At 39.8% G+C, this 19559-nt stretch carries 14 protein-coding genes; 4 read left to right on the top strand and 10 right to left on the bottom strand.

Translation table 11 applies throughout. From position 1 onward, the window contains the following. Positions 1-181 precede the first annotated feature (181 nt). Entirely contained in the window at positions 182-1006 is an 825-nt protein-coding gene (locus tag ABJD64_RS09530; RefSeq protein ID WP_348178096.1) for a universal stress protein, read from the bottom strand. A 128-nt stretch (positions 1007-1134) separates the two neighbouring features. On the opposite strand from ABJD64_RS09530, the gene ABJD64_RS09525 reads away from it, so the two are divergent. Further along, entirely contained in the window at positions 1135-1428 is a 294-nt protein-coding gene (locus tag ABJD64_RS09525; RefSeq protein WP_348178094.1) for a hypothetical protein, read from the top strand. 1 nt (position 1429) lies between these two features. On the opposite strand, the gene ABJD64_RS09520 is transcribed toward ABJD64_RS09525, so the two are convergent. Together ABJD64_RS09520 and ABJD64_RS09515 are read right to left on the bottom strand one after the other, a co-directional pair. Further along, positions 1430-1732 carry a hypothetical protein gene (locus ABJD64_RS09520; protein ID WP_348178092.1) on the bottom strand — a complete coding sequence of 101 codons (303 nt, stop codon included), beginning with the start codon at positions 1730-1732 and terminating at the stop codon, positions 1430-1432. A 170-nt stretch (positions 1733-1902) separates the two neighbouring features. Beyond that, complete coding sequence (locus tag ABJD64_RS09515; RefSeq protein ID WP_348178090.1) at positions 1903-7839, bottom strand: carboxypeptidase-like regulatory domain-containing protein; 5937 nt, start codon at positions 7837-7839, stop codon at positions 1903-1905. 126 nt (positions 7840-7965) lie between these two features. Between ABJD64_RS09515 and ABJD64_RS09510 the strand changes: the two genes are divergently transcribed. Further along, the gene (locus ABJD64_RS09510; RefSeq protein WP_348178088.1) at positions 7966-8919 is read left to right on the top strand and encodes a hypothetical protein; all 954 of its coding nucleotides are present in this window, start codon (positions 7966-7968) and stop codon (positions 8917-8919) included. Beyond that, complete coding sequence (locus tag ABJD64_RS09505; RefSeq protein WP_348178086.1) at positions 8909-10075, top strand: hypothetical protein; 1167 nt, start codon at positions 8909-8911, stop codon at positions 10073-10075. Before ABJD64_RS09510 ends, ABJD64_RS09505 begins: the two co-directional genes overlap by 11 nt. 8 nt (positions 10076-10083) lie before the next feature. On the opposite strand, the gene ABJD64_RS09500 is transcribed toward ABJD64_RS09505, so the two are convergent. The 5 genes from ABJD64_RS09500 to ABJD64_RS09480 all read right to left on the bottom strand — a co-directional run bounded on the left by ABJD64_RS09500 (position 10084) and on the right by ABJD64_RS09480 (position 13909). After that, positions 10084-10359: a hypothetical protein gene (locus ABJD64_RS09500; protein WP_348178084.1), complete on the bottom strand. Its 276-nt coding sequence runs from the start codon at positions 10357-10359 to the stop codon at positions 10084-10086. A 12-nt stretch (positions 10360-10371) separates the two neighbouring features. Further along, the gene (locus ABJD64_RS09495; RefSeq protein ID WP_348178082.1) at positions 10372-11319 is read right to left on the bottom strand and encodes an aldo/keto reductase; all 948 of its coding nucleotides are present in this window, start codon (positions 11317-11319) and stop codon (positions 10372-10374) included. 164 nt (positions 11320-11483) lie between these two features. Beyond that, a complete protein-coding gene (locus ABJD64_RS09490) occupies positions 11484-11999 on the bottom strand; it encodes a nuclear transport factor 2 family protein (RefSeq protein ID WP_348178080.1) in 516 nt (171 codons plus the stop codon). 46 nt (positions 12000-12045) lie between these two features. After that, a complete protein-coding gene (locus tag ABJD64_RS09485) occupies positions 12046-12681 on the bottom strand; it encodes a hypothetical protein (protein ID WP_348178078.1) in 636 nt (211 codons plus the stop codon). Positions 12682-12784: 103 nt separating this feature from the next. Beyond that, positions 12785-13909, bottom strand: a complete 1125-nt coding sequence (locus tag ABJD64_RS09480; protein ID WP_348178076.1) for a helix-turn-helix domain-containing protein — start codon at positions 13907-13909, stop codon at positions 12785-12787. A 152-nt stretch (positions 13910-14061) separates the two neighbouring features. Between ABJD64_RS09480 and ABJD64_RS09475 the strand changes: the two genes are divergently transcribed. Next, the gene (locus tag ABJD64_RS09475; protein WP_348178074.1) at positions 14062-15150 is read left to right on the top strand and encodes a phosphatidylinositol-specific phospholipase C1-like protein; all 1089 of its coding nucleotides are present in this window, start codon (positions 14062-14064) and stop codon (positions 15148-15150) included. Between the two features lie 17 nt (positions 15151-15167). Here ABJD64_RS09475 and ABJD64_RS09470 read toward each other — a convergent pair whose 3' ends face one another. Both ABJD64_RS09470 and ABJD64_RS09465 read right to left on the bottom strand, forming a co-directional pair. Beyond that, on the bottom strand, positions 15168-15569 hold the full coding sequence (locus tag ABJD64_RS09470) for a hypothetical protein (RefSeq protein ID WP_348178072.1): 402 nt from the start codon (positions 15567-15569) through the stop codon (positions 15168-15170). A gap of 324 nt (positions 15570-15893) precedes the next feature. Further along, entirely contained in the window at positions 15894-19523 is a 3630-nt protein-coding gene (locus ABJD64_RS09465; protein WP_348178070.1) for a M1 family aminopeptidase, read from the bottom strand. Between the last annotated feature and the right edge of the window lie 36 nt (positions 19524-19559).

Genomic DNA, 19559 nt, shown 5'->3' with positions numbered 1-19559 from the left:
GAAAAAAAGTGCGACAATTAATTGCAGTGTCTTTATGGATAAGTAATAACAGATAACAATTCAATATAGTTAATTAGTTAACTATATTGAATTGTATCTATTGGTCCAAACATACTAAATCAAGGTGACATCTTCTGAAAGAAAAAATTCTTGAAATCCACTATTCCTGAGGCCGCCGGTATTAGATATGTAGGCTAATAAGCGAAACATCCAAATGCTTGACAAGCTGCTCTGTTAAGCTACCTTTAATCAATCGTGATATGCCTGTCCTGCCATGGGTAGCCATGCATATAATTGCTCCTTCCTTTTTTTCACAATACTTATCCACGCCTTCTTCGACATTAAACGCATGAACCACAAAGGTGTCTGCAAATTGCTCTCCTGCTGCTGAAACAAAAGCTTGCATGTTTTTTTCTACTTGCCAGATGTGCATACCAAATTCGCCAATATCCACATGTATTAAATGAATTTTAGCATCCAATGCTTTAGCCAGGGTAACCATTTTTTTAAACGGGGGCAAAATCTCAGCTTCGAAGTCTGAAACAAATACAATTTGCATATTTGAAATATCGAGTGGCTCTTTTATAATCAATACCGGAACTTCAGAATGACGAACTACCTGCTGCGAATTGCTTCCGGAAAAGAGCTCCTTTAGTCCATATGCACCTGTAGACCCCATCACTACCAAATCTATTTCATTCTTCTCCATGTATTCATTTAAGTGTGTGGTATCCTTGTTGAACCCTACGGAGTGTTTGGCTTCTATACCTTCCTGATCAGCTATTTTGACCAGTGCGTTCAATTCACCATGAATATTGTTCACTTTTTCTTTTACATCCGTATAAATGGCCTTATTTCCCTCAGTCATGGTCAACCAGTCGATTGGCACTTCGGTGCAATGTAAAAACAAGATTTCTGCATCAATCTTCTTCGCGATTTGAACAGCCATTTGGGCAGCATTTTGAGCGCTGTCGGAAAAATCGGTTAATACTAATATCTTCTTCATGATGGCTAATTTTGGTTAGGTAAAAAGTAGCTACTCATCTCAATAAATCATATGACCATTATCATATTCCGCTCTGAAAAAGGTCAGTTTGTGCAACTAAGTTATCTTAGTCTTTCAGTTGTTGCCTCATGAAATTCTTACAAACACATAGAAAAGACTTGTTGCTGATCATGGCAGACCTTGGTTATTCAGCCGAGCACTTTGAGTATGTGAAAAGAAAAGGGCGCATTCACATTGTTGATAATGAAGCTGAGCGATCCTTTTCTTACTTCAGAAGAAAAGCCACTCAGCTACATCCGGAGACTAAACAATGGGTAGAATCAGAAACATTCGAGGTTTCGATAGATGGTGATAAACCCATCGTTGTCAATCTTTGGGAAGAGGTATGCGATGCTTTTAAGGTATGGCTTGGACCATTATAGATCAGGCAATCAAGTTGCCACTGTTGATGATCCAGATAGCCAGGTGAATGATCAATAGGACAATGGCAACATAGGCAAACAACACAAAAATCAGACTCAACAGGTAGATGACCTGAAAGACAGGTCTTTGGCTAAGGCCAAAGAGTTTGGCTGATTTGATCAGACCAGGTGTTGTTTTCATTTTGCTTAAGCCTAGCTTGTCGAAAGTCTCCTCGTCGAACTGATAGGCAATGGCTAGCAGCACACCCGAAAATGCTGCCGACACCAAAAAGAAAATGGCAAGGCTCTGAGCAATGTTGAACATGGAAAAAGTGTCTGATCACATTTTAAGTTTGAATAACGAATCACTCCGGCTTTTATTGAGTTGTAAAAGCTTTTGAACTTTATTCATTCTCGGTTGTATATATCATTCAGAAACATGTATCAATTGCATCTAATCTTATTCTGTGAAACAAATTGTTCAACGTTAATATGTTAGTTGATTCTAACTTTCTTCATTTCGACATTCGCATTGATTGTAGGAAAATACATGAGCTCAATTTTAGCGGGATTTAGAGAGTAGATTCCATCATATCGTGGTATCAGGTCAATTTCAAACCTATGAGAACCTTCTGAAAGATGCTTGTAGAAAACGGCGACTTTCTCCTTAAAATACTCGCGATGGCTCTCATTACCATACATTTGTTTCTTTGAACCATATGAGCAGCCTGCAGGAATGGGCACCTCAATCATCACATAGTCAGCATCATGTTTCATTTCTAAATCCACCAGCAATTTCTCTGGCTTTCCGGCCACAAGCGTATGGTCACCATTTTCGAATCTGGTTTCCAAACTAAAATTAGTCATGTTATTTGTGGGGTTTGTCTCCCAAACTGTCTGATAAGCTGTCATATATACATGAGTAGAGCCTGACTTAGATATTTTTAATTCACTGATATCGTCGATTTCCTTTTCGAATGGAAAGGTCGATACGTTCTCCGCAAAATCGCCGGAAATTGAAAGCTGCAATTCAGTTTGCTCTTTTGATCTACTGTTTAGAGAGGCTAGCACTTCCACGATATTTGAAGTGGTATATGTATTTGAATAATGCTTAGAAGCCATTTCGGCCAATAGGAAATTTTGAATTCTATCCTTGGTCGTTCTATTCACTGAAGTATCTTCTATTAGTAGCTTCAAAGCCCAGGTGGTCGTTTTAAGAGATTCTTTGGCATAAGCCAATTGATTATTTCCCCTTGCCTTTAGATATAAAGAGCCAAGAAGATCAGACTTCAGTGAATCAATTACCCAGGTATTGTCTACCGGTTGACGATTGATCAACTTGATATAGTTGAGTTTTAATCGTTCTGTAATTTCCAAGTCTGCCACAGAATCTAATTGGTTTACAAACCCCAACCTATCCAATTTTAAATCCAACAAGGAAGAAATATAGAGCCAGTTTATTTTTAGCTCGTTAGGTTTGGATGAAATGAGATTCCAAACGGCTTCATCTTGTAGTTTTGTTTTATCTATGGGTATTTTAAATCCTTGGTTTCGAGCACTTTCCAGTGCTTCAATTACATGAAGGCTGATCCACATTTCAGTTGATCCGGTACTCCACCACCCCCAGAGGCCATTGCTATTTTGATTATTAGCAAGTCGCTGAATGATACGGCGTATTTTTCTGTCACCACTTTCTTTAACATCTATCGCCTCACTAAGTTGGCGCGAAGCCAGCATGGCCTTCAACTTACTAGCAAGCTGTTCATTGCAGCCATATTTATACTCGATAAGAAATTCGATCTTGTCTTTCACGAGCTGAAGTGAATTTGAGTGAGCGTAAATCGTGACGGGGCCATTGGATGGAGAAAACTGCCAATGGACAGCAGTGTCCCCTATCAGTGCAGCGTTGTATCCTTGTCTTTTTTCCAAGCCAACAGGATAAACCGGAATAGAACGTTCTTCTCCGTCGAAATAGCCATCTTCTCGCTTTAGGTAGTACTTAGCTTTTATTGTATCCTGGGATAAAGGAACAAGCAATAGAGAGTCGATGTATGAATCTTTGAAAGTTGAATTCCTGGCTTGCTGAATTTCCCCATCTATTTCGAATACATTTTTTACCAGGACTGAATCGAAGGTGTAGTTTAAGCTTTTTCCGATGAGCCATGTGGAATCGCCATATAGCAAAAATCTTGGTAGATTTAATTGAGCTGACAAAGGTTTAAAGGCTTTGATTTCACTTTGTGACTGTCCTGCCCGCCTTTTGGCACCTGTAGCATAGACAAATGTTTCCCATTTGGTAATATCATCTGGAAAGGTCACATCAAAACTGGCTTTTCCAAGCGCATCGGTTTTTAGTCGTGGCTCCCAAAAGGCAGCATCCGAAAAATTGGTTCGAATAGAATTGGCACTAGAGGCTGAGGCCAAAAACTCATCCGTGAGCATGGCCCCTTTACCATTGGGCATTGGCATCCCTGAAACTCCATTTTTGGTGGTGATCATGAGTATACCGTTAGCGGCCCTCGCGCCATATATGGCCACCGCATTCTCAGGATTCAAGACCTTCATCTCTGTCAAATTCGATTGTTCTATATCCAGGGATTCGAGGTCTCCAAGGTAGGGCACACCATTAATAATTATCAGTGGTTTACCCGATTGGGAAAATGATGAATTGCCTCGAATATTTATGACTGTACCTGAGCCAGGCACGGCACTAGAAGAAATACTAACTCCCGCTACTCTTCCTTGCAAGCTGCCTAGTAAGGCATCGTCGTTGCCGCTTATAGATGTGACGGCAGCGCTGAGATTACTTTTAGAAGATACACCATACCCTATCACAACTACTTCTTCTAAACGCTGAACATCCTCTGTCATGGTAACGTCAATAGATGTCCTGGCTCCGATGTGAATTTGTTCGCTTACAAAACCAACAAAACCGAAAACAAGCTCTGAACTGTATGAAGGTACTCTTAGTGAATAATGACCATCCATATCAGATACTGTCCCAAATGTGGTTCCCTTTACAACCACGGTTACTCCCGGGACAGCTTCCCCTTGGCTATCATAAATATATCCACTAACTGTCTCTCCATCTCCTGTAAATTGAAATGCGCGCTGATAGGTCTTGTAAAGTGCTTCTTTTTCTGAGGTGGCGAGAGGAAACTCACTTAGCTGTCTAAAATGCTGATTCATCAACTCATTCATTCGAATACCAAACGTGTCTTTAGGTGTAATAAGCAGGTTTTCTATCTCGTGGTAGTTCAGGCCATTTTTCCTTATGTTTATGGAATCTACTACCGCATATTCTCCTACATCATAAAGAATAATAGTCTTGTACCATCCTTCATTTAGGTCTTCAAAGAATCGGTTTTGCCTAGGGTACACCCTAAAAAAGTTAGGGTCATCTAATTTGAACATTAAGGTATTCAAGGCAGGTGGCAGTGTTTGTTGCTCATCCGGTATTGACAAATGCAAAGAACCATTCCCCTTTCTTGTCTTTGGAGGATTGAGGTAGGTTCTTGATGATATTCTTCTGTTCTTTATTTCCTCATTCCAATAGTCATCTATTCGTTTGGCAGTCCATGCAAAAGAATTGAAATCAATTACAGCCTTACGAATTGGCAAATGCTCCAGTTTTTTGTCCAGATCAATTGTTCGCATTTTTATCAATAAACTATCAATTTCATACTCAAAATGGGGTTCGTGAGCAAACCTATGGCTATAGCCTCCTTTCAATTGAAACTCCAGTGGTCCTTCGTATATTGGTCCCGTCAGCGCTGAGCGCCTTGCCCTTGCATTGTGTAAAACCGGATAAAAGCGCTCCCCCTGTCTGAAGTAAGCCAGATTGGGTCCGAAAGTATTACGGTACGGGACTACATAGCGGTATAAGTTTCGCTTCTCGTTTTCCGTAAGTGAATAATATTTCCTTTCGGACTTGGTAACACTGTTTGGCAATTTTTCCTGATCAAAGCAAAAGACTAATTTCTTTTTAAAAGGAAAATAAACACTATCCATTTCGAACTGATATGGACTGGTCCTTATTTGAACCTGATGATACCCACTGTCAATTCTAAATGAGTAAGGTTCATCTACAGACCAGCTAAAATATACCGGCTTGTGATCAACATACACGATATCAATGGGTTGTAATACACCGTCTTTTACAACAAATGGAGAGAATTGAGTAATACTATCTTCAGGGTAATATTCGTATCGATAAATGTCATTTCCAGGAAATAAAAATTTGAAACAGGCAATGGAATCCAACCTGGCTCGCTCATTCCAAAATGTGTAGTCATAGACCATCTCCTTGTTGGTTGCTGACCTATGATTGACGTTAAAAGTATTAATAAGCGTTCTGTCTTTTGCCGGTTTAATCAATGTACTCAACTCTGGCGGTTCAAAACCAAATTTCTTAGTCAATCCGTGTGCCAGTAAATCAGTATTCGAAACTGGTTTCCCATAGCTGTCGGTAACTACCACATTCATTTTTACTTTCTGTCCGGGGTATATCATAGGAGGTGCCTCCAGATTAACGGTCAGTATATTCTTACGAGATGTAATTTTATAATTTTCCTCTTTGACCCTTCCTCCCCATACGTATTGAACGGAAAGGTGATATGGACGACCGGTATTGATTTTCCTTTCTAATTGCAACTTTGATTCCTGCCCTCTGAGGATTTCTTTGTTTCCTTTATAAATAAAATAATTGAAAGGAATATTTCTTGGATTTGTTGTGCTTATGAACAATGAGTCTTTCGTACGATTTGTCCTAAAACTCAAATTTGAGGATTCATTGTCCAAAGAAATTGCCGTTTCCCGATTATCTATCTTAACCAAGTACTTGTGATATAGGGAATTGATTTTGGTAGTATAGGGTAAGTCCACTGCGATCGAATCCGCTTCGTTACCGAAGGCATCCATTCCAAATATAAAAGCTGGCATGAGGTCAGACTGACCATTTTGTAAGAATTGAAATTGAATAGAATCATTTGACAATCGATGAGAAACTATCTCTTCCTGGTGAAAATAACTGATTTCTTCTTTTTCTGTCAAACGCTCGTTGTCTGATGTCGTCAAACTGACGATGGCCTTGTACTTTAGATTGGCCTTTGGGAAATACTCCGAAGGGATAGATATCTCGGTCTTACCGGACGGTTTTAAAGGAATTTCAAAATAAGATAGCGTATCCGGAACAAACACATATTTATCAAAATATTCTGATATTTCTTCTACGACTACCAGGACTTCTAATTTTGCATCCAACAAATTCAGATCATTCTCATCCTTACCAGAAGCCAGGATTAGAACTGTATCACCCTTATATTGTTTTCGAGTAGGAACTTCCAGCTCAAGGTTATTTTTACTTAATTCATATTCTTCATATCTAAAACTCTTAGATATGTATTCTTTACCTTCTTTCTTCTGAAGCTTTATATCATAATTTTTGTCAAGCTTTAAGTTGAGCGAGTCTTCTAAAGCAAGTTGGAAATCGAAAGCACCCTTAGTTGTTGGTTTGAGTGTCTTGATATGAATGTTTTCATTGTAGCCTTTTCTTAACACTAGATCAACGGCTTTATTAAGCGGTTTTCCTTTTTCAGTAATAAAAGCTTTGAATTTTACCGTATCTCCAGGAAGGTATTTTGGTTGGCTATACACGAAATAGCCTTTATACTTTCTTTGAAATTTATAATTATTACCATACCAATCACAATGGTATTCGTCAAACATACAGGCCACCTTACGGTAGAGTTTGATAAAAAAATATTTGGTTTGTGAAATGGTACCTAGTGGATAGTTTTTAACAATAGATTTCACACCATCAATGGGAAGCTTAACAACAAACCTGATCGGCAACCAAACATATTTTAGTGGAGTCTTATAGATCACTTTGGCTGATAATCTTTTAGCCCTCGAGTTGTTGAGCGATCTGCTTACGTCAGAATAAGCGCTTTGATTTTGATAAGTGACTTTGAGCAGGCCCTGTTTATTTGTCTTTCGAATAAAATAAGACTCGGTTTTAGAATCAAATTTCAACTTTTTGCGTCCAAGCATCAGTTGGGCATCTGAAATTACTTCTCCGGACTTTTTAAATACCTTGACCTGCAAATCTGCGCTATTATTAAACGCCTCAAAAAAGAAATCAACGATTGAAAGTACATCAAGCTTAAGTTGATTTTCATAAATGTAAGCCCTCACATAGTGTCCACCGGGCAGATTTTTGCGGTATGTGCTATCTGTTGGGTATGAATCAACCAGAGTATGAAAAAAAGAAGTATCAACCTCCCATTCCTTGGTGCTATAAATTTTTTCAGCCTCTTTATCCGAGAGCTTGTAAATATAAGTTAGGTGGCTGGTATGTCTGCTTTTTATAAGATCCTGCGCAAGTACCATTTGCGTAAGTAGAATACAAAACAGTAAAATAAAGTACTTCAAATTTTGAAATAATTAATAGATTCAAAAAATACAGCATCGGTGTTACATCACCAAAGGTTAATAATATATGTTTGTTGAATGTCAACATTTGCTCTTTAAATTTTTCAATTTATCTTAACCCAAGTTATGGACGATCTGCACAAGGACTTATTTGAAAAAGAACACCTTACTGAGGAGCAGTTTCAAATCTTAGATGCGGTTTATCAGCGAAAGGTCATTTCACTTTACTATGAACTTAGACTGGTACTCTACCTGGGCATCATGCTTTTTACGGGTGGTATAGGATACATTGTATATCAAAATCTGAGTGACATCGGACACATCGCCATCATGTTTCTGCTCAGTTTGCTCATAGTCGTCGGTGGATATTACATTTTCTTGAAGTCGAAGCCCTACTCCCATACTGAAGTCACTGTGGAGCACATTTATTTTGACTATGTCCTGGTACTTGTTTCGCTGTTGATCATTTCATTGTTCACCTATGTTCAGGTCTATTTTGATTGGGTTGAGTTACTTCTTAAATGGACCTCCTTGCTAAGTGGCGGATTGTTTCTGCTTATGGCCTATCGTTTCGACAATAAGATGGTGCTATCTATGGGAATCACCGCTTTGGCGGCAGCCGTAGGCCTTACCCTGTCTCCGGTGGATTGGGCCACCGGTTCGCTTGCAGAAGGTGTAAATGTATTCTTGTTGAGCATTTGTTTTGGCGTGACCCTGCTCGTGGTAGGCCAGTTATTGGCACAAGATAATGTCAAGGCACATTTCAAATTTACCTATCACAACTTTGGCCTGTTGCTGATCTATTTTGGTGCGCTTGCCCTCATGTTTGATTCCAACTTTGAAATACTCACTGCTTCTCTGTTGGTGACTTTCTCCGCATTAATAGGCTGGTATGCCTGGCGACAAAAAGAATTCTTATTCTTCCTCTATTCATCCATTAGTGGTTACATGGCCTTCACCTACCTGGTATTCTCTGCAGATGTCGGTGATGAACTTGGGCTATTTTATTTTCCATTAAGCGCTATTGGCGGCGTTATCCTACTTGTTAAAAACAGAAGTCACTTTTCCGATGATAAATAAACTGGTAGCCTATGACCTCCTGGAGGTAAAAAAGAAACTATCCCTGGCCAAGGCGAAAACCTGGTACAAGGCCGGCTTAGTGGAAGAAGAACAGTGGAAGGGTATTCAGGCAGATTACCCATCTGATTTGTACTCCCCGACCATCTTTATGCGCATACTATTGTTTGTCGCTACTTTCTTCGGACTTTCCACTGTATTAGGACCTATCCTGTTGTTGGTAGCAGATGAGGGTATTGTGGCTATTCGGATCATGGTGTTTATTGCAGGAGTTGTCATGATCGCTTTTACCGAAAGGGTAATGATAAAGGACAAACGCCACTTCAAATCAGGAATTACGGAGGCTGGTTATTATATCGGGTTTTCATTTGTGTATTTTGGACTGATGGGATTCGGTATTGACGAAATTCTGATCTACTGGATGATGGCCCTTCTTTTTGTGTCTATAGGTACCATAAGGTATATGGACTTGCTCTCGCTCGTGGCTACGGTAGTGTGCCTGGTAGCCGTGTTGTTTTTGAGTCTAACTTCTATCCTGGCCTTTCTGCCATTTGTGATCATGATCCTGTTTGGTGGCCTGTTTATCATCAGTCAAAAGATTCAGAAAAAAACGGATTACCTGGTTTGGGAAGATCATTTTATTCTATTTGATACACTTGCACTGCTCCTTGTCTACCTGGGTGGTAATTATTTTGTGGTGCGTGAACTTAGCATTGAAATGATGGGACTTGAACTCGGTGAAGGACAGGATATTCCGATGGCATTCCTGTTTTATGGTTTTACTTTTCTGATTCCTTTGGCTTACCTGATCTGGGGTATCAGGAACAGATCGATTCTGTTCATTAGGGTGAGCTTACTTGTACTTACGCTAACCGTTTTTACCATTAAGTATTATTACAGTTTTGCACCTCCCGAAGTGTCGATCACTGTTGCAGGTGGTATTCTGATTTTGATCTCTTTGGTACTGCTAAAGTACCTGAAGAAAAGTCGAAAGGGATTTATAAGAGATCAAATTATTCAAAGTAAATGGGATAATCCTGATCTGGTGGCAGTAGTTGCTTCTCAGACTTTAGGAGGTCACCAAATTGATCAATCTGAAAGCTCTCAAATAGGTAAAGGTGGAGAATTTGGAGGTGGTGGAGCCAGCGGTGATTTTTAAGGGCAACCTTACTTCGATACTTTAAACCTGGTTTTACAATGGTTGCATTGTAGCTCTTCTTCGCTTTCATGTAGCATGATGCCTTCCAGGTTTTTTGCGGCATAGGCCTGAATCCAACCCTTTTTTGCATCAATATTATTCAGGTCGATGGATTCCATATGTATCGCTTCATAGAACTGTCCGCTATATTCCTGCCTTCCCCAGCAATTGGGACACATCCCTTCGGGTACGGATTCTTTGTCATTACTTTTAATGTATTTGATCAGCGCATTGATAATATCCATAAGCATTTATATTTAATTCCAATTGAGTTTCTTCCGTTCGGACCAATATAACTTCGGATCCAGACTAAAGGCTTTTAAGATAGACAATTCTTGCTCGTCAAGTTGAAAATTGAAGGCTTTTAGGTTTTCTTCAATTTGAATTGGTGCGGATGCACCGCTCAACACGGCGTATGGATTGATGCTATCCATACAATACCGAAGTGCAATGGCATCTACTCCTACTTCATATTTCTGAGCCATTTTTTCCAGCGCATCATACATGGCCTGATATGCCGGGTAGCTTGAATTTCGAAAGACTCTACCATTGGCCAAGGCCTCTTTGATCACTATTCTTTTTCCTGATTCCAGCAGTTTATCTGCTATAGTTGTCAGGCTATGGTCCAAGATGTTATAAGTAACTTGATAGACTTCGAAAAGTGGAATTCCTTGAACAAGGATATCCATTGCCGCTTGCAGTACCTCAATTTGGTTGTCCCCGGTAGTAGTTATACCGATACGGATATCCTGGTTTGCTTTTAACTCTGCCAGCTTATTCAAAACCTTTTCATCTTGTAAGATTCCTGATTCGAATGTTGCCGAATGCACCTGAAGTGTACTCAAGTAGGGCTTTAGTTCCTTAGAAATTTGCCATTGTTTCAGCAGCTGATTCAAACTGTGATCTTTGACTTCATGGATAGTCGCCTTGGGATCAAAATTGGCCACATAGGTGTAGCCCCATTTGGTGGCTATTTCAATTGAGTCATCGGCTTTGGTCTGCACCCAGTCTAATAATAGCTGTTCCGCCATACCATACCCTGGTGCAGTATCGAAATAACGAACTCCTTTCTCGTAAGCAGTATCAAGAACCTTTAATCCTCTTTCCCTGAATACATCCAAATCTTCATCTTCAGTTTTGTCTTGTTTGATATTAATGTATTGTGGACGACCAATGGCGGCCGTTCCGAGTCCAATTTTCTTCATTAAGCTGTTTTTAAGGATCCATACTCCTAATCACTTATAAAGATAGTGAGTGATCTCTCCCCAATGAACCTCGATGGAGTGAAAATGGCATTAATTAGTTCTCGTGCTATTTACAGTTCCTAGTATATCCTCTCTCCTTTCGCTCATACAGACTTGTTTTAGAACTATTGCCTTTCTCTCATTTTTACAACTTCTTTCAGTTTATTGGCCGGATAGCTTGAATGACGGTGAACAATTTGCCAGCGTCGATCCCTAAAAACGAAAATATCTGTGATAAGGAAATCAGCATTCCATGGCATGCCCTTGTATTCACTTTTCCAATCAATTCGGGACTGAACAATAGCCATGGTCTTGTATTTTCTAATCTTAAAATCATACTGTCTGAAGGATATCACAGTTAAAATATCCGGACGAAGCGACCCATTTACATATTGCGTTCTTCCCATGAGTTCACCATTGGACTCGGAGCTGGTGAGCGTAAATTCTTCAGCTAATGAGAGCATCATCCCTAAAGAGTCCCTGGACTTAACGGCATCGAAAAATGCAATGGATGTCAGTTTCAATTCCTGAAATACTTCTGAGTTATTGGCAAGAAAGTCGACTTTTTGTGCAGCTAGTGAACTAGTAATCAGCAGTAAAACTGAAGTAACCCAAAGTAATTTCGATCTGTATATTTTCATTTGAATAAGTTTTGTATGGCCCGGATCAAACCGTGTAACGTTTTGTTCATTTCATTCTTTTGGCAGAAATGGTAGACATCACTTTCCAGGTCTCACCTGAATCTTTGGAGTTCTCTACCCGCCATTCAAATGATTCCTCGGTGATATCAAAAAATATAATGCGATTCATGTTGGTTGTATCACGCGGCATAAAATCCATCACCACCCCTTCTGCTTGCTCTTGTGCCGTAAATGTCCCAAACATTCTACCCGGCACCTCTCCTGCGTTATTGTTGATAAAGGCTACCTTCCAGATTTTCTCTTTCGTATCATATACCCTGAGTTGAGTGAGCATCATGTCTCTTTTGAAGTAATTCCAATAGAGAAACTCATTTTTTCCCTGAAACCAAAAGTCCTGAACCCCATATCCATCTAAAATGTATTTCCATGCCCAAAAGGCGGTGTAAGTCACCTTATCCACCTTACCCAAGGGGTCAGGCATAGTCCCGGTACAATACCAGATGCCATTGAGCTGACCAAACTGCCTGGTTTCGACTGGTGCCCTGTCATTTATCTGATTAGCATACACACCAGAGCCATAAAAATCTAATACGGGAGCCGGTATGCTATCCGGGATTTGTCCATAGAGTTGAAAACAAAAAAGAATGGCTATTAGCGGAAATGTAATTTTGAGAGTTTGCATCGTAAATTCGGATTTAAATAGTTGTAAATGGCTATTCTAAACGAATTGGAATGCAAAGGTTCGCAGTATGGCATGGCAATAAATTACAATTGGACGAGTGTAATCAGATATCAGAATCCAGACTTTTCTCTTTTATATAAGCTGAGGGGGTCAGCTCAGTGAGTCGTTTGAATACTCTGAAAAAAGAAACATAATTATTAAATCCCGACTCTCTCGCAATCCCGGACAACGAAAACGTTTTGAGCATATCGCTGTCCATCAATTGGATGGCGTGTGCGATTCGATATTCATTTACAAAATCATAGAAGTTCTTTTGAACACCCTGACTCAGCAAATTCGAAAGCGCATGCCGCGATATATTCAACTGGTTGGCCACATCAGCCAAACTCAGATCGGCGTTTAGATAAAGTTTTTCCCGTTGCATGAGTTCTGCCAACTGCTCTATTTGTAAGGGATCGTATCCTTTTTCGTTGCTATCTGCTGCTGAGCTTTTATCCAATGCAGGAAAAGGCTTCTCGGGTAAGAAAAAAAGAAGAAACAGGAAAACATAAGGGATAAATGCAAGCACCACATTTTCCGACTTATCTAGCAGGTAATAATTCTCAGGATAAAACAATCGAGCCAGCCAGGTAAGAAAAACCGAAGAAGTAAATAGTATGATGACGCCCAATAGCCTTGATATCCAGGGAATGAACTCGATCTCACTTGAAGACGCTTTTGACTTGATCAAGAGGCTATAATTTCTAAACTTTTTGAACCATGTATAGGCGTATATCGAAGTCTGCATGACAATTGACCAAACCAGAAGTTTATGCTTGTAAGAGCCAAACCAATGATGATCGACATATTTTACCAGGTACTGGCACTTTGCTTCACCAGAAAGCTGATAAAACGGAATCATCAAAACCAGGTAGATCAAGGCAGGAAGCGCCTCTAGCAGAAACTTACTCCAAACCACGGGCCGATTAAATATCGAATTGATAATTACATTAAGAAATGGAGCCAGGAGTAGATAAAATATGGCTGATATAAAAATAGTGAATGTGTAGCTGCAGGAATAACCGGCATACTCAACGAGATGTTCGGCAAACATGATCAACAAGCAAGAAAAGTATCCTATTACTCCATAAAGGAAGTTCTTGTTGTGAAAAGTAGACAGAGACGTTAGTGCTATATTGATTATACTGCTCACGATGGCAGAGAAGAGAATAGCGGTGATCAAAATCATTTAAAACCTGTTTCTATCTTTTTAAATTTAAACGAACGTAATAAATTAATTAGGAATTTGTAACGTTGTCTAGCTCGGGAGCCTATTGTTAAGGCTTTGACTCAAGTCAAACATACCCAATAAGATTTTAATGAATTAATCTGATACAAAAATTGCAGACATTCAAAGATAGACTTACTGTAGTTTCGAATCTCTTGGTCCTGCTAAGTTGTGCTTCCTGCATCAGCTCAGATGATGAAATGACTGTAACTAAGCTGAGCGACTTACAGGTGATTGGTAGTCATAACAGCTATAAGCAAGCTGTTGAGCAGCCACTTCTGGATTTTGTAGCAGGCATAGACCCACAAGGCGCAGTGTCTCTGGAATACGAACATATTCCTCTAAAAGATCAATTGGACCTGGGCCTGAGAAATTTGGAGTTAGACTTATTTTACGACCCCGAAGGCGGTCGATATTCCAACCCCAGAGGCCTTGAAATTATTTTAGAGTCAGGAAATACGCCGCTGCCTTATGATGAAGATAATGAGTTAGCGCCTCCGGGATTAAAACTCTTTCATGTTCAGGATGTTGATTTCAGAAGTCATCATTTGCTATTCACCAATGGTCTTATGGAGATCAAATCATGGTCGGATCAAAACCCGGATCATGTACCCATTTTTGTACTGATCAATGCCCAGGATGAAGAAATTGAAGGTACATCATCGCCCTTGCCATTTACCACTGAGGCCTTAGCCTCCATCGATACAGAAATCAGGAGTGTATTTACTTGGGAGCAACTGATCACCCCGGACCATATCAGAGGCAATTTTGAATCTTTGGAAGAGGCTGTGCTCACTGATGGATGGCCATTGCTGGAAGAAGTGAATGGGAAAATATTATTCGTCCTGGACGAAAATAACGCCAAAACAGCCTTGTATCTGGAGAAGTTTCCAGGTCTGGTCAATTCCTCCCTGTTTGTCAATCGACCTGAAGGGGCCAGTGAGGCTGCTTTCATGGTCGTGAATGATCCCATTCGTGATTTCGACAAAATTCAACGACTGGTAAGCAAAGGATACATGGTGCGCACCCTGGCCGATTCTGAAACCAGCGAGGCGCGTACGAATGACCTCACACGGTTTGAAAGTGCACAAGCTTCCGGAGCCCATATTATTTCAACCGACTACTATATCCCTTCCAAGCTGTTCGAATCTGATTACAAAGTCGTATTTGACGACGGAAGTTATGAGAGGATTAAGGATTAAATTTCAAAACTTCATGACTAGAAATGAAGCAATTGCTCTTCATCGGTTCTGGTCTTCATGGCTTTTGGTACATGCTCATCTTTTAATATTTCCCAATCCAAGATGTAGCTGGCTGTGCTATTTTTTTCCATCAATTTCATACTATTCGTATAAACACCGGGCTCATTGCCTACCTTAAATCTAAATGTACCAAGAAAATCATTTCGGCTCAGATAATCGAAATCCCACAGTTCAATTTCTGTCCATCCCTCCTCCACTTGAAGTGTCAGATCTACATATGCGGTATCCCCGGTATCTACTCTATAATAGATCGATCCTTGTGGCCAAATTTTCTTACCTCCATGTCTTAAATACATTTCATCCTTGTCCACTTCATCAGGTAAGGTGCAATGAACTCTGTTTAGCTTAATTTTAGGCATAACTATTTCTCTTAAGTGTTTAACATTGATGTCCACTTTTTTCTGAGAATCGCAGACACAGATCGTTATTTAAATATCAGTTAACATAACAAACCTATGTCACCTAAATCAGCATTCCCATTAAGTTCTATTTATCTTTTTTATGTTAATCATAAGTGTTTATATATAAAATATACCCGCACGACAAGACGTAGTAAGCATCGGGCAACACATTAATGGTTACCCGATGGTACTTGAACTTGAAACTATTGGTGAAAGATCTAGCTACTCAGCTAAATGAATATCCACCATAGGAATCACTAGTAAAAAATCTACGAAACAGTATTAGCTCTTATCCTTTTTTTCGGAGAGCAGCATGCTATTGTTCTTTATAGTTTTATCAATCAACTTACCTAAAGGGTCTATACCAGCTCGAACTGGTTTTTGGTTAACCACTATATCCAACTGGATTTGCTGGCCGGTAATTTTATGTTTCTCCAGATAAATCAACTCCTCTTCCCCGCTGTTCGCTAATCCATAAATACCTACATCTATCCAGTCATTTGAAGAGATCGGAACTTGCGTTCCCGCACTATCCACACGGTACTTCAATGCCTCCAATGTCAAGCTTACCTGGTATTGATTGATAGAAATTTTTTCATAAAATGCGTCGGTCGTTTTATTTTCATAAAGCGTGATGGTCTCAAACAAATCTTCGATTACATATTGCAAACTGTCCGGCGTGACTTCCCTAAAGTAATTCAATAAGTCAGATGTGATAGGATAACGATCAGTCTTCATCTTTTTGAGCCCATGAAAACTATCCCAATCTCTTATGAATCGATTAAGGGCATTATTGACACTGTCTTCTGAGATGTAGTCTTGGAAGGCGTATAAGTTGATCAGTCCCTTGCCATAATGAATATAATCCTGCCCCGATTCTACCAATGCCAGAGGCATTTCCTGCCCCCTTTCTCTCGATCTTCCTTTCAGATAACTTCTCATTTGCTGCTGCAAAAGCTGTTGTACCTTATCTTCGGTAAACTCCTTCTGCAACACCATAAGCGCTGAGTATTGTGCGAGTGACTCGGAAAGCATAGACTGGCCCTGTACATGGGCCGGATTTACCTGATGTCCCCACCATTGATGCGCCATTTCGTGAGCCGTAACGTAGAAGGCCATATCTACATCCACTTCATCGTCGATCGCCAGAATAAACCCAACACCTTCTGAAAAGGGAACTGTATTTGGAAATGACTGTGCTCTATTTTTATAAATCGGAGACTCCAGAATCCGCATCTGACGATACTGATAAGGGCTGAAATGCTCGCTGTAATAGGCTAAAGAGCGTTTCATCCCTTTTATCATCCGGGCCAGATTGTATTCATGTCCTTTGTGATAGTAGATCTCAAGATCTACCGGCAAATGATCACTGGCAGGTGTCCATTGGTCCTTTATTTTTTCATAACGAGCAGATACGATAGAATAGAAATTGGACATTGGCTGCTCCATTCTGTAATGAAAATACTTGCGATCGCCAGCTATCCAAGCAGAGATCAATTCGCCAGGAGCAACCGCTGTTTGACTTGAATCCGTACCGATCACCATTTCAAAGTTGATTTCTTCTCCATCACCATTAGACCTACCTTGAAGTAAAGCTATCGGATCATCAATGTGTGCTCTTCTTAATTTTGGTTTCAAACCGTATTCAGCTCGAATCTCGTCCTCTTCCAGTTCAATATCTTCAAGGTATCCCAGGCTTGGAAAATGAAAATTATCAAGAAAGGTACCGTTGTACACTACATCCGTAGTCGAATATTCAGTAAACCCTTGTGTCTTGTAAGTCTGCTTAAACTCCATTTTGACAGAGTCACCTGGTTTCAGAGATTCATTCAATTCATAGATATAATAACTAAAATGCTCATACTCATTATTGGACTTAGCACCACCTTCAAAATCGAGATACGCTAGTTTAATTTGACTGTTGGGCAGTTTTTGAATGTGAATTTCATCAATGGGCAAATGATGCTTATTGGCCAAAATATAATACCCATCTACGATATAGTTCAGCTTGTCCGGGTAAAGCTCTACTTCCAGATTAACGTCAACAATTTTAGGCTGAGGGAGGTGCTCAAACCTTTTGAGTTTTTTTTCATAATCTGCCCTATGATCGTTCTCAGCCGACTGAGTATAATACTCATTGAGTAAGTTGGTGTTGAAGAAAATATAACTTCCGGAGCAAACAAAAATCCCAGCAGCTATGATACTAAACCTTATTAAGGGTCTGGTCATCCGCCGTCGACCCAAGTTCCAGCGCGTTCTTAGACTAGTCTCAGCCCCTCTCGCAAGGAAAACTACTGCTATGACAAATAATATCATTGAAAACGCAATCCAATACCCCTTAAACCAGAGAAAAGGTTCAAAAAAGTGTCCATAGCCATTCATATCCGAATACACACCCAAGCTGGAGCCACCAAACGTGTAAAGACCGTGATCTAATCCAAATACCCTCAGTGGGACAGCGGTGGCAAATACAAAAATCAAAACCAGTAAGTGTCCCAAAAATTTATGATTGACCAGTGACTGAAAGAAAAAACAGACTATGGTAAGCAAGAAAAGGAATGGAAAAATTTCAATGAAAAAACCGGTGAAATACACATCCAGTTGATAATGATAATAACCATTTACTGTCTGAAAAAGCATGCCTGCCACGATCAACATCAGCATCAATACGAAGCAGATAAGGATCAATCCAACAAACTTACCTCCCAGATTGATAAAGTCTGACACCGGTAGTGCATCATGTATGCCATTAATTCTGGTATCTCGTTCTTTCCATATCAATTCGCCAGAATAGAATATGATGATCGATAGAAAAAACAGTATAGTCAACTCCATGAGTTCCCCTACCAGAATATAGGTAGTTGGATAGCTATTCACGCCAAATGTTGTCCCTAAATTAAAAGAGTTGAGAAGTACTATACCCATACCGCAAAGGACAATCGTCCAGAAGGGCACCTCTTTCACAATAGATTTGAAATTGAATATGGAATAATGAATCAATTGAACCAGGTCAGCTTTAAAACCTGTTTGTACCTTAATTACCGGATTCTTACTATTGACATGTGTAGAGACGTTTTCATCTTGAAAAGCCTTTTTCTTTAATTTAGAAGACTTGTCTCTGACCACATTGAAGTTGAATCCATAATAGCCGATAACCAGGGCAACAAGACCAATTCCCGTCCACATCAAGCGATTGTACAGCAATACCCCTTCAAAAGGCACTAGCTGAACACCGCGCTCCAAAACAGTCCATAGTTTTGTAGAAATTCTGACTGACTGAAAGGTAAAGGGCTCCAGCAAGGCGGTAAGAAACAGATCGTCAGCTCCGATTGCTAAACTTATTGCCATGAGATAGACCATCAAGAAGAAAAACCCCTGAGTATAGACCACAATCAGTTTTCGACTAAGAGCACCACTGACAAAAAAGATAGCACCGCCAAAAAACAAAGTAGGCAAGATCAAATAAAGGAAAGGCTGCAGATAGTGCCAGAAGCTGAATGGCAACAAGGAATTCTCTTCATGCCATGGCATAAAATCACCGAGTACCATTCCGAAAAGTAAGCCAGTATAGATAAAAACCAGTACCACAAAGGAACCCAAAAACCGGCCAAGCAAATAATCTCTCTTCTTGATAGGATTGACGAAAAGCAAAGATTCCATCTGATATTGAAAATCTCGTAGTACAGGAACTCCCATAATCATAGAGGTAAGAATCATGAAAAGTGCGGAAACTATGCCCATAGTACGAGCGATGATGTATGGTGCGTTTCTTTTGAGGGGGCCTAGTTCTCCACCTTCAAAAAGAAAGTCAACCGATAGAATAGAAAACAGGAAAAGAATGGTAAAGTATATATATGTCTCCGGACGTTGCGCCCGATATTTGAGTTCAAATTTGAATATTTCGAATAACATAATTAATTGATTATTAGAGTGATAACTTAAATTTGA

The organism is Reichenbachiella sp., assembly GCF_039944555.1.
Lineage (GTDB): Bacteria > Bacteroidota > Bacteroidia > Cytophagales > Cyclobacteriaceae > Reichenbachiella.
Note: the sequence above shows the minus strand (reverse complement) of the source record. Positions and strands in the feature narration are given on the sequence as shown.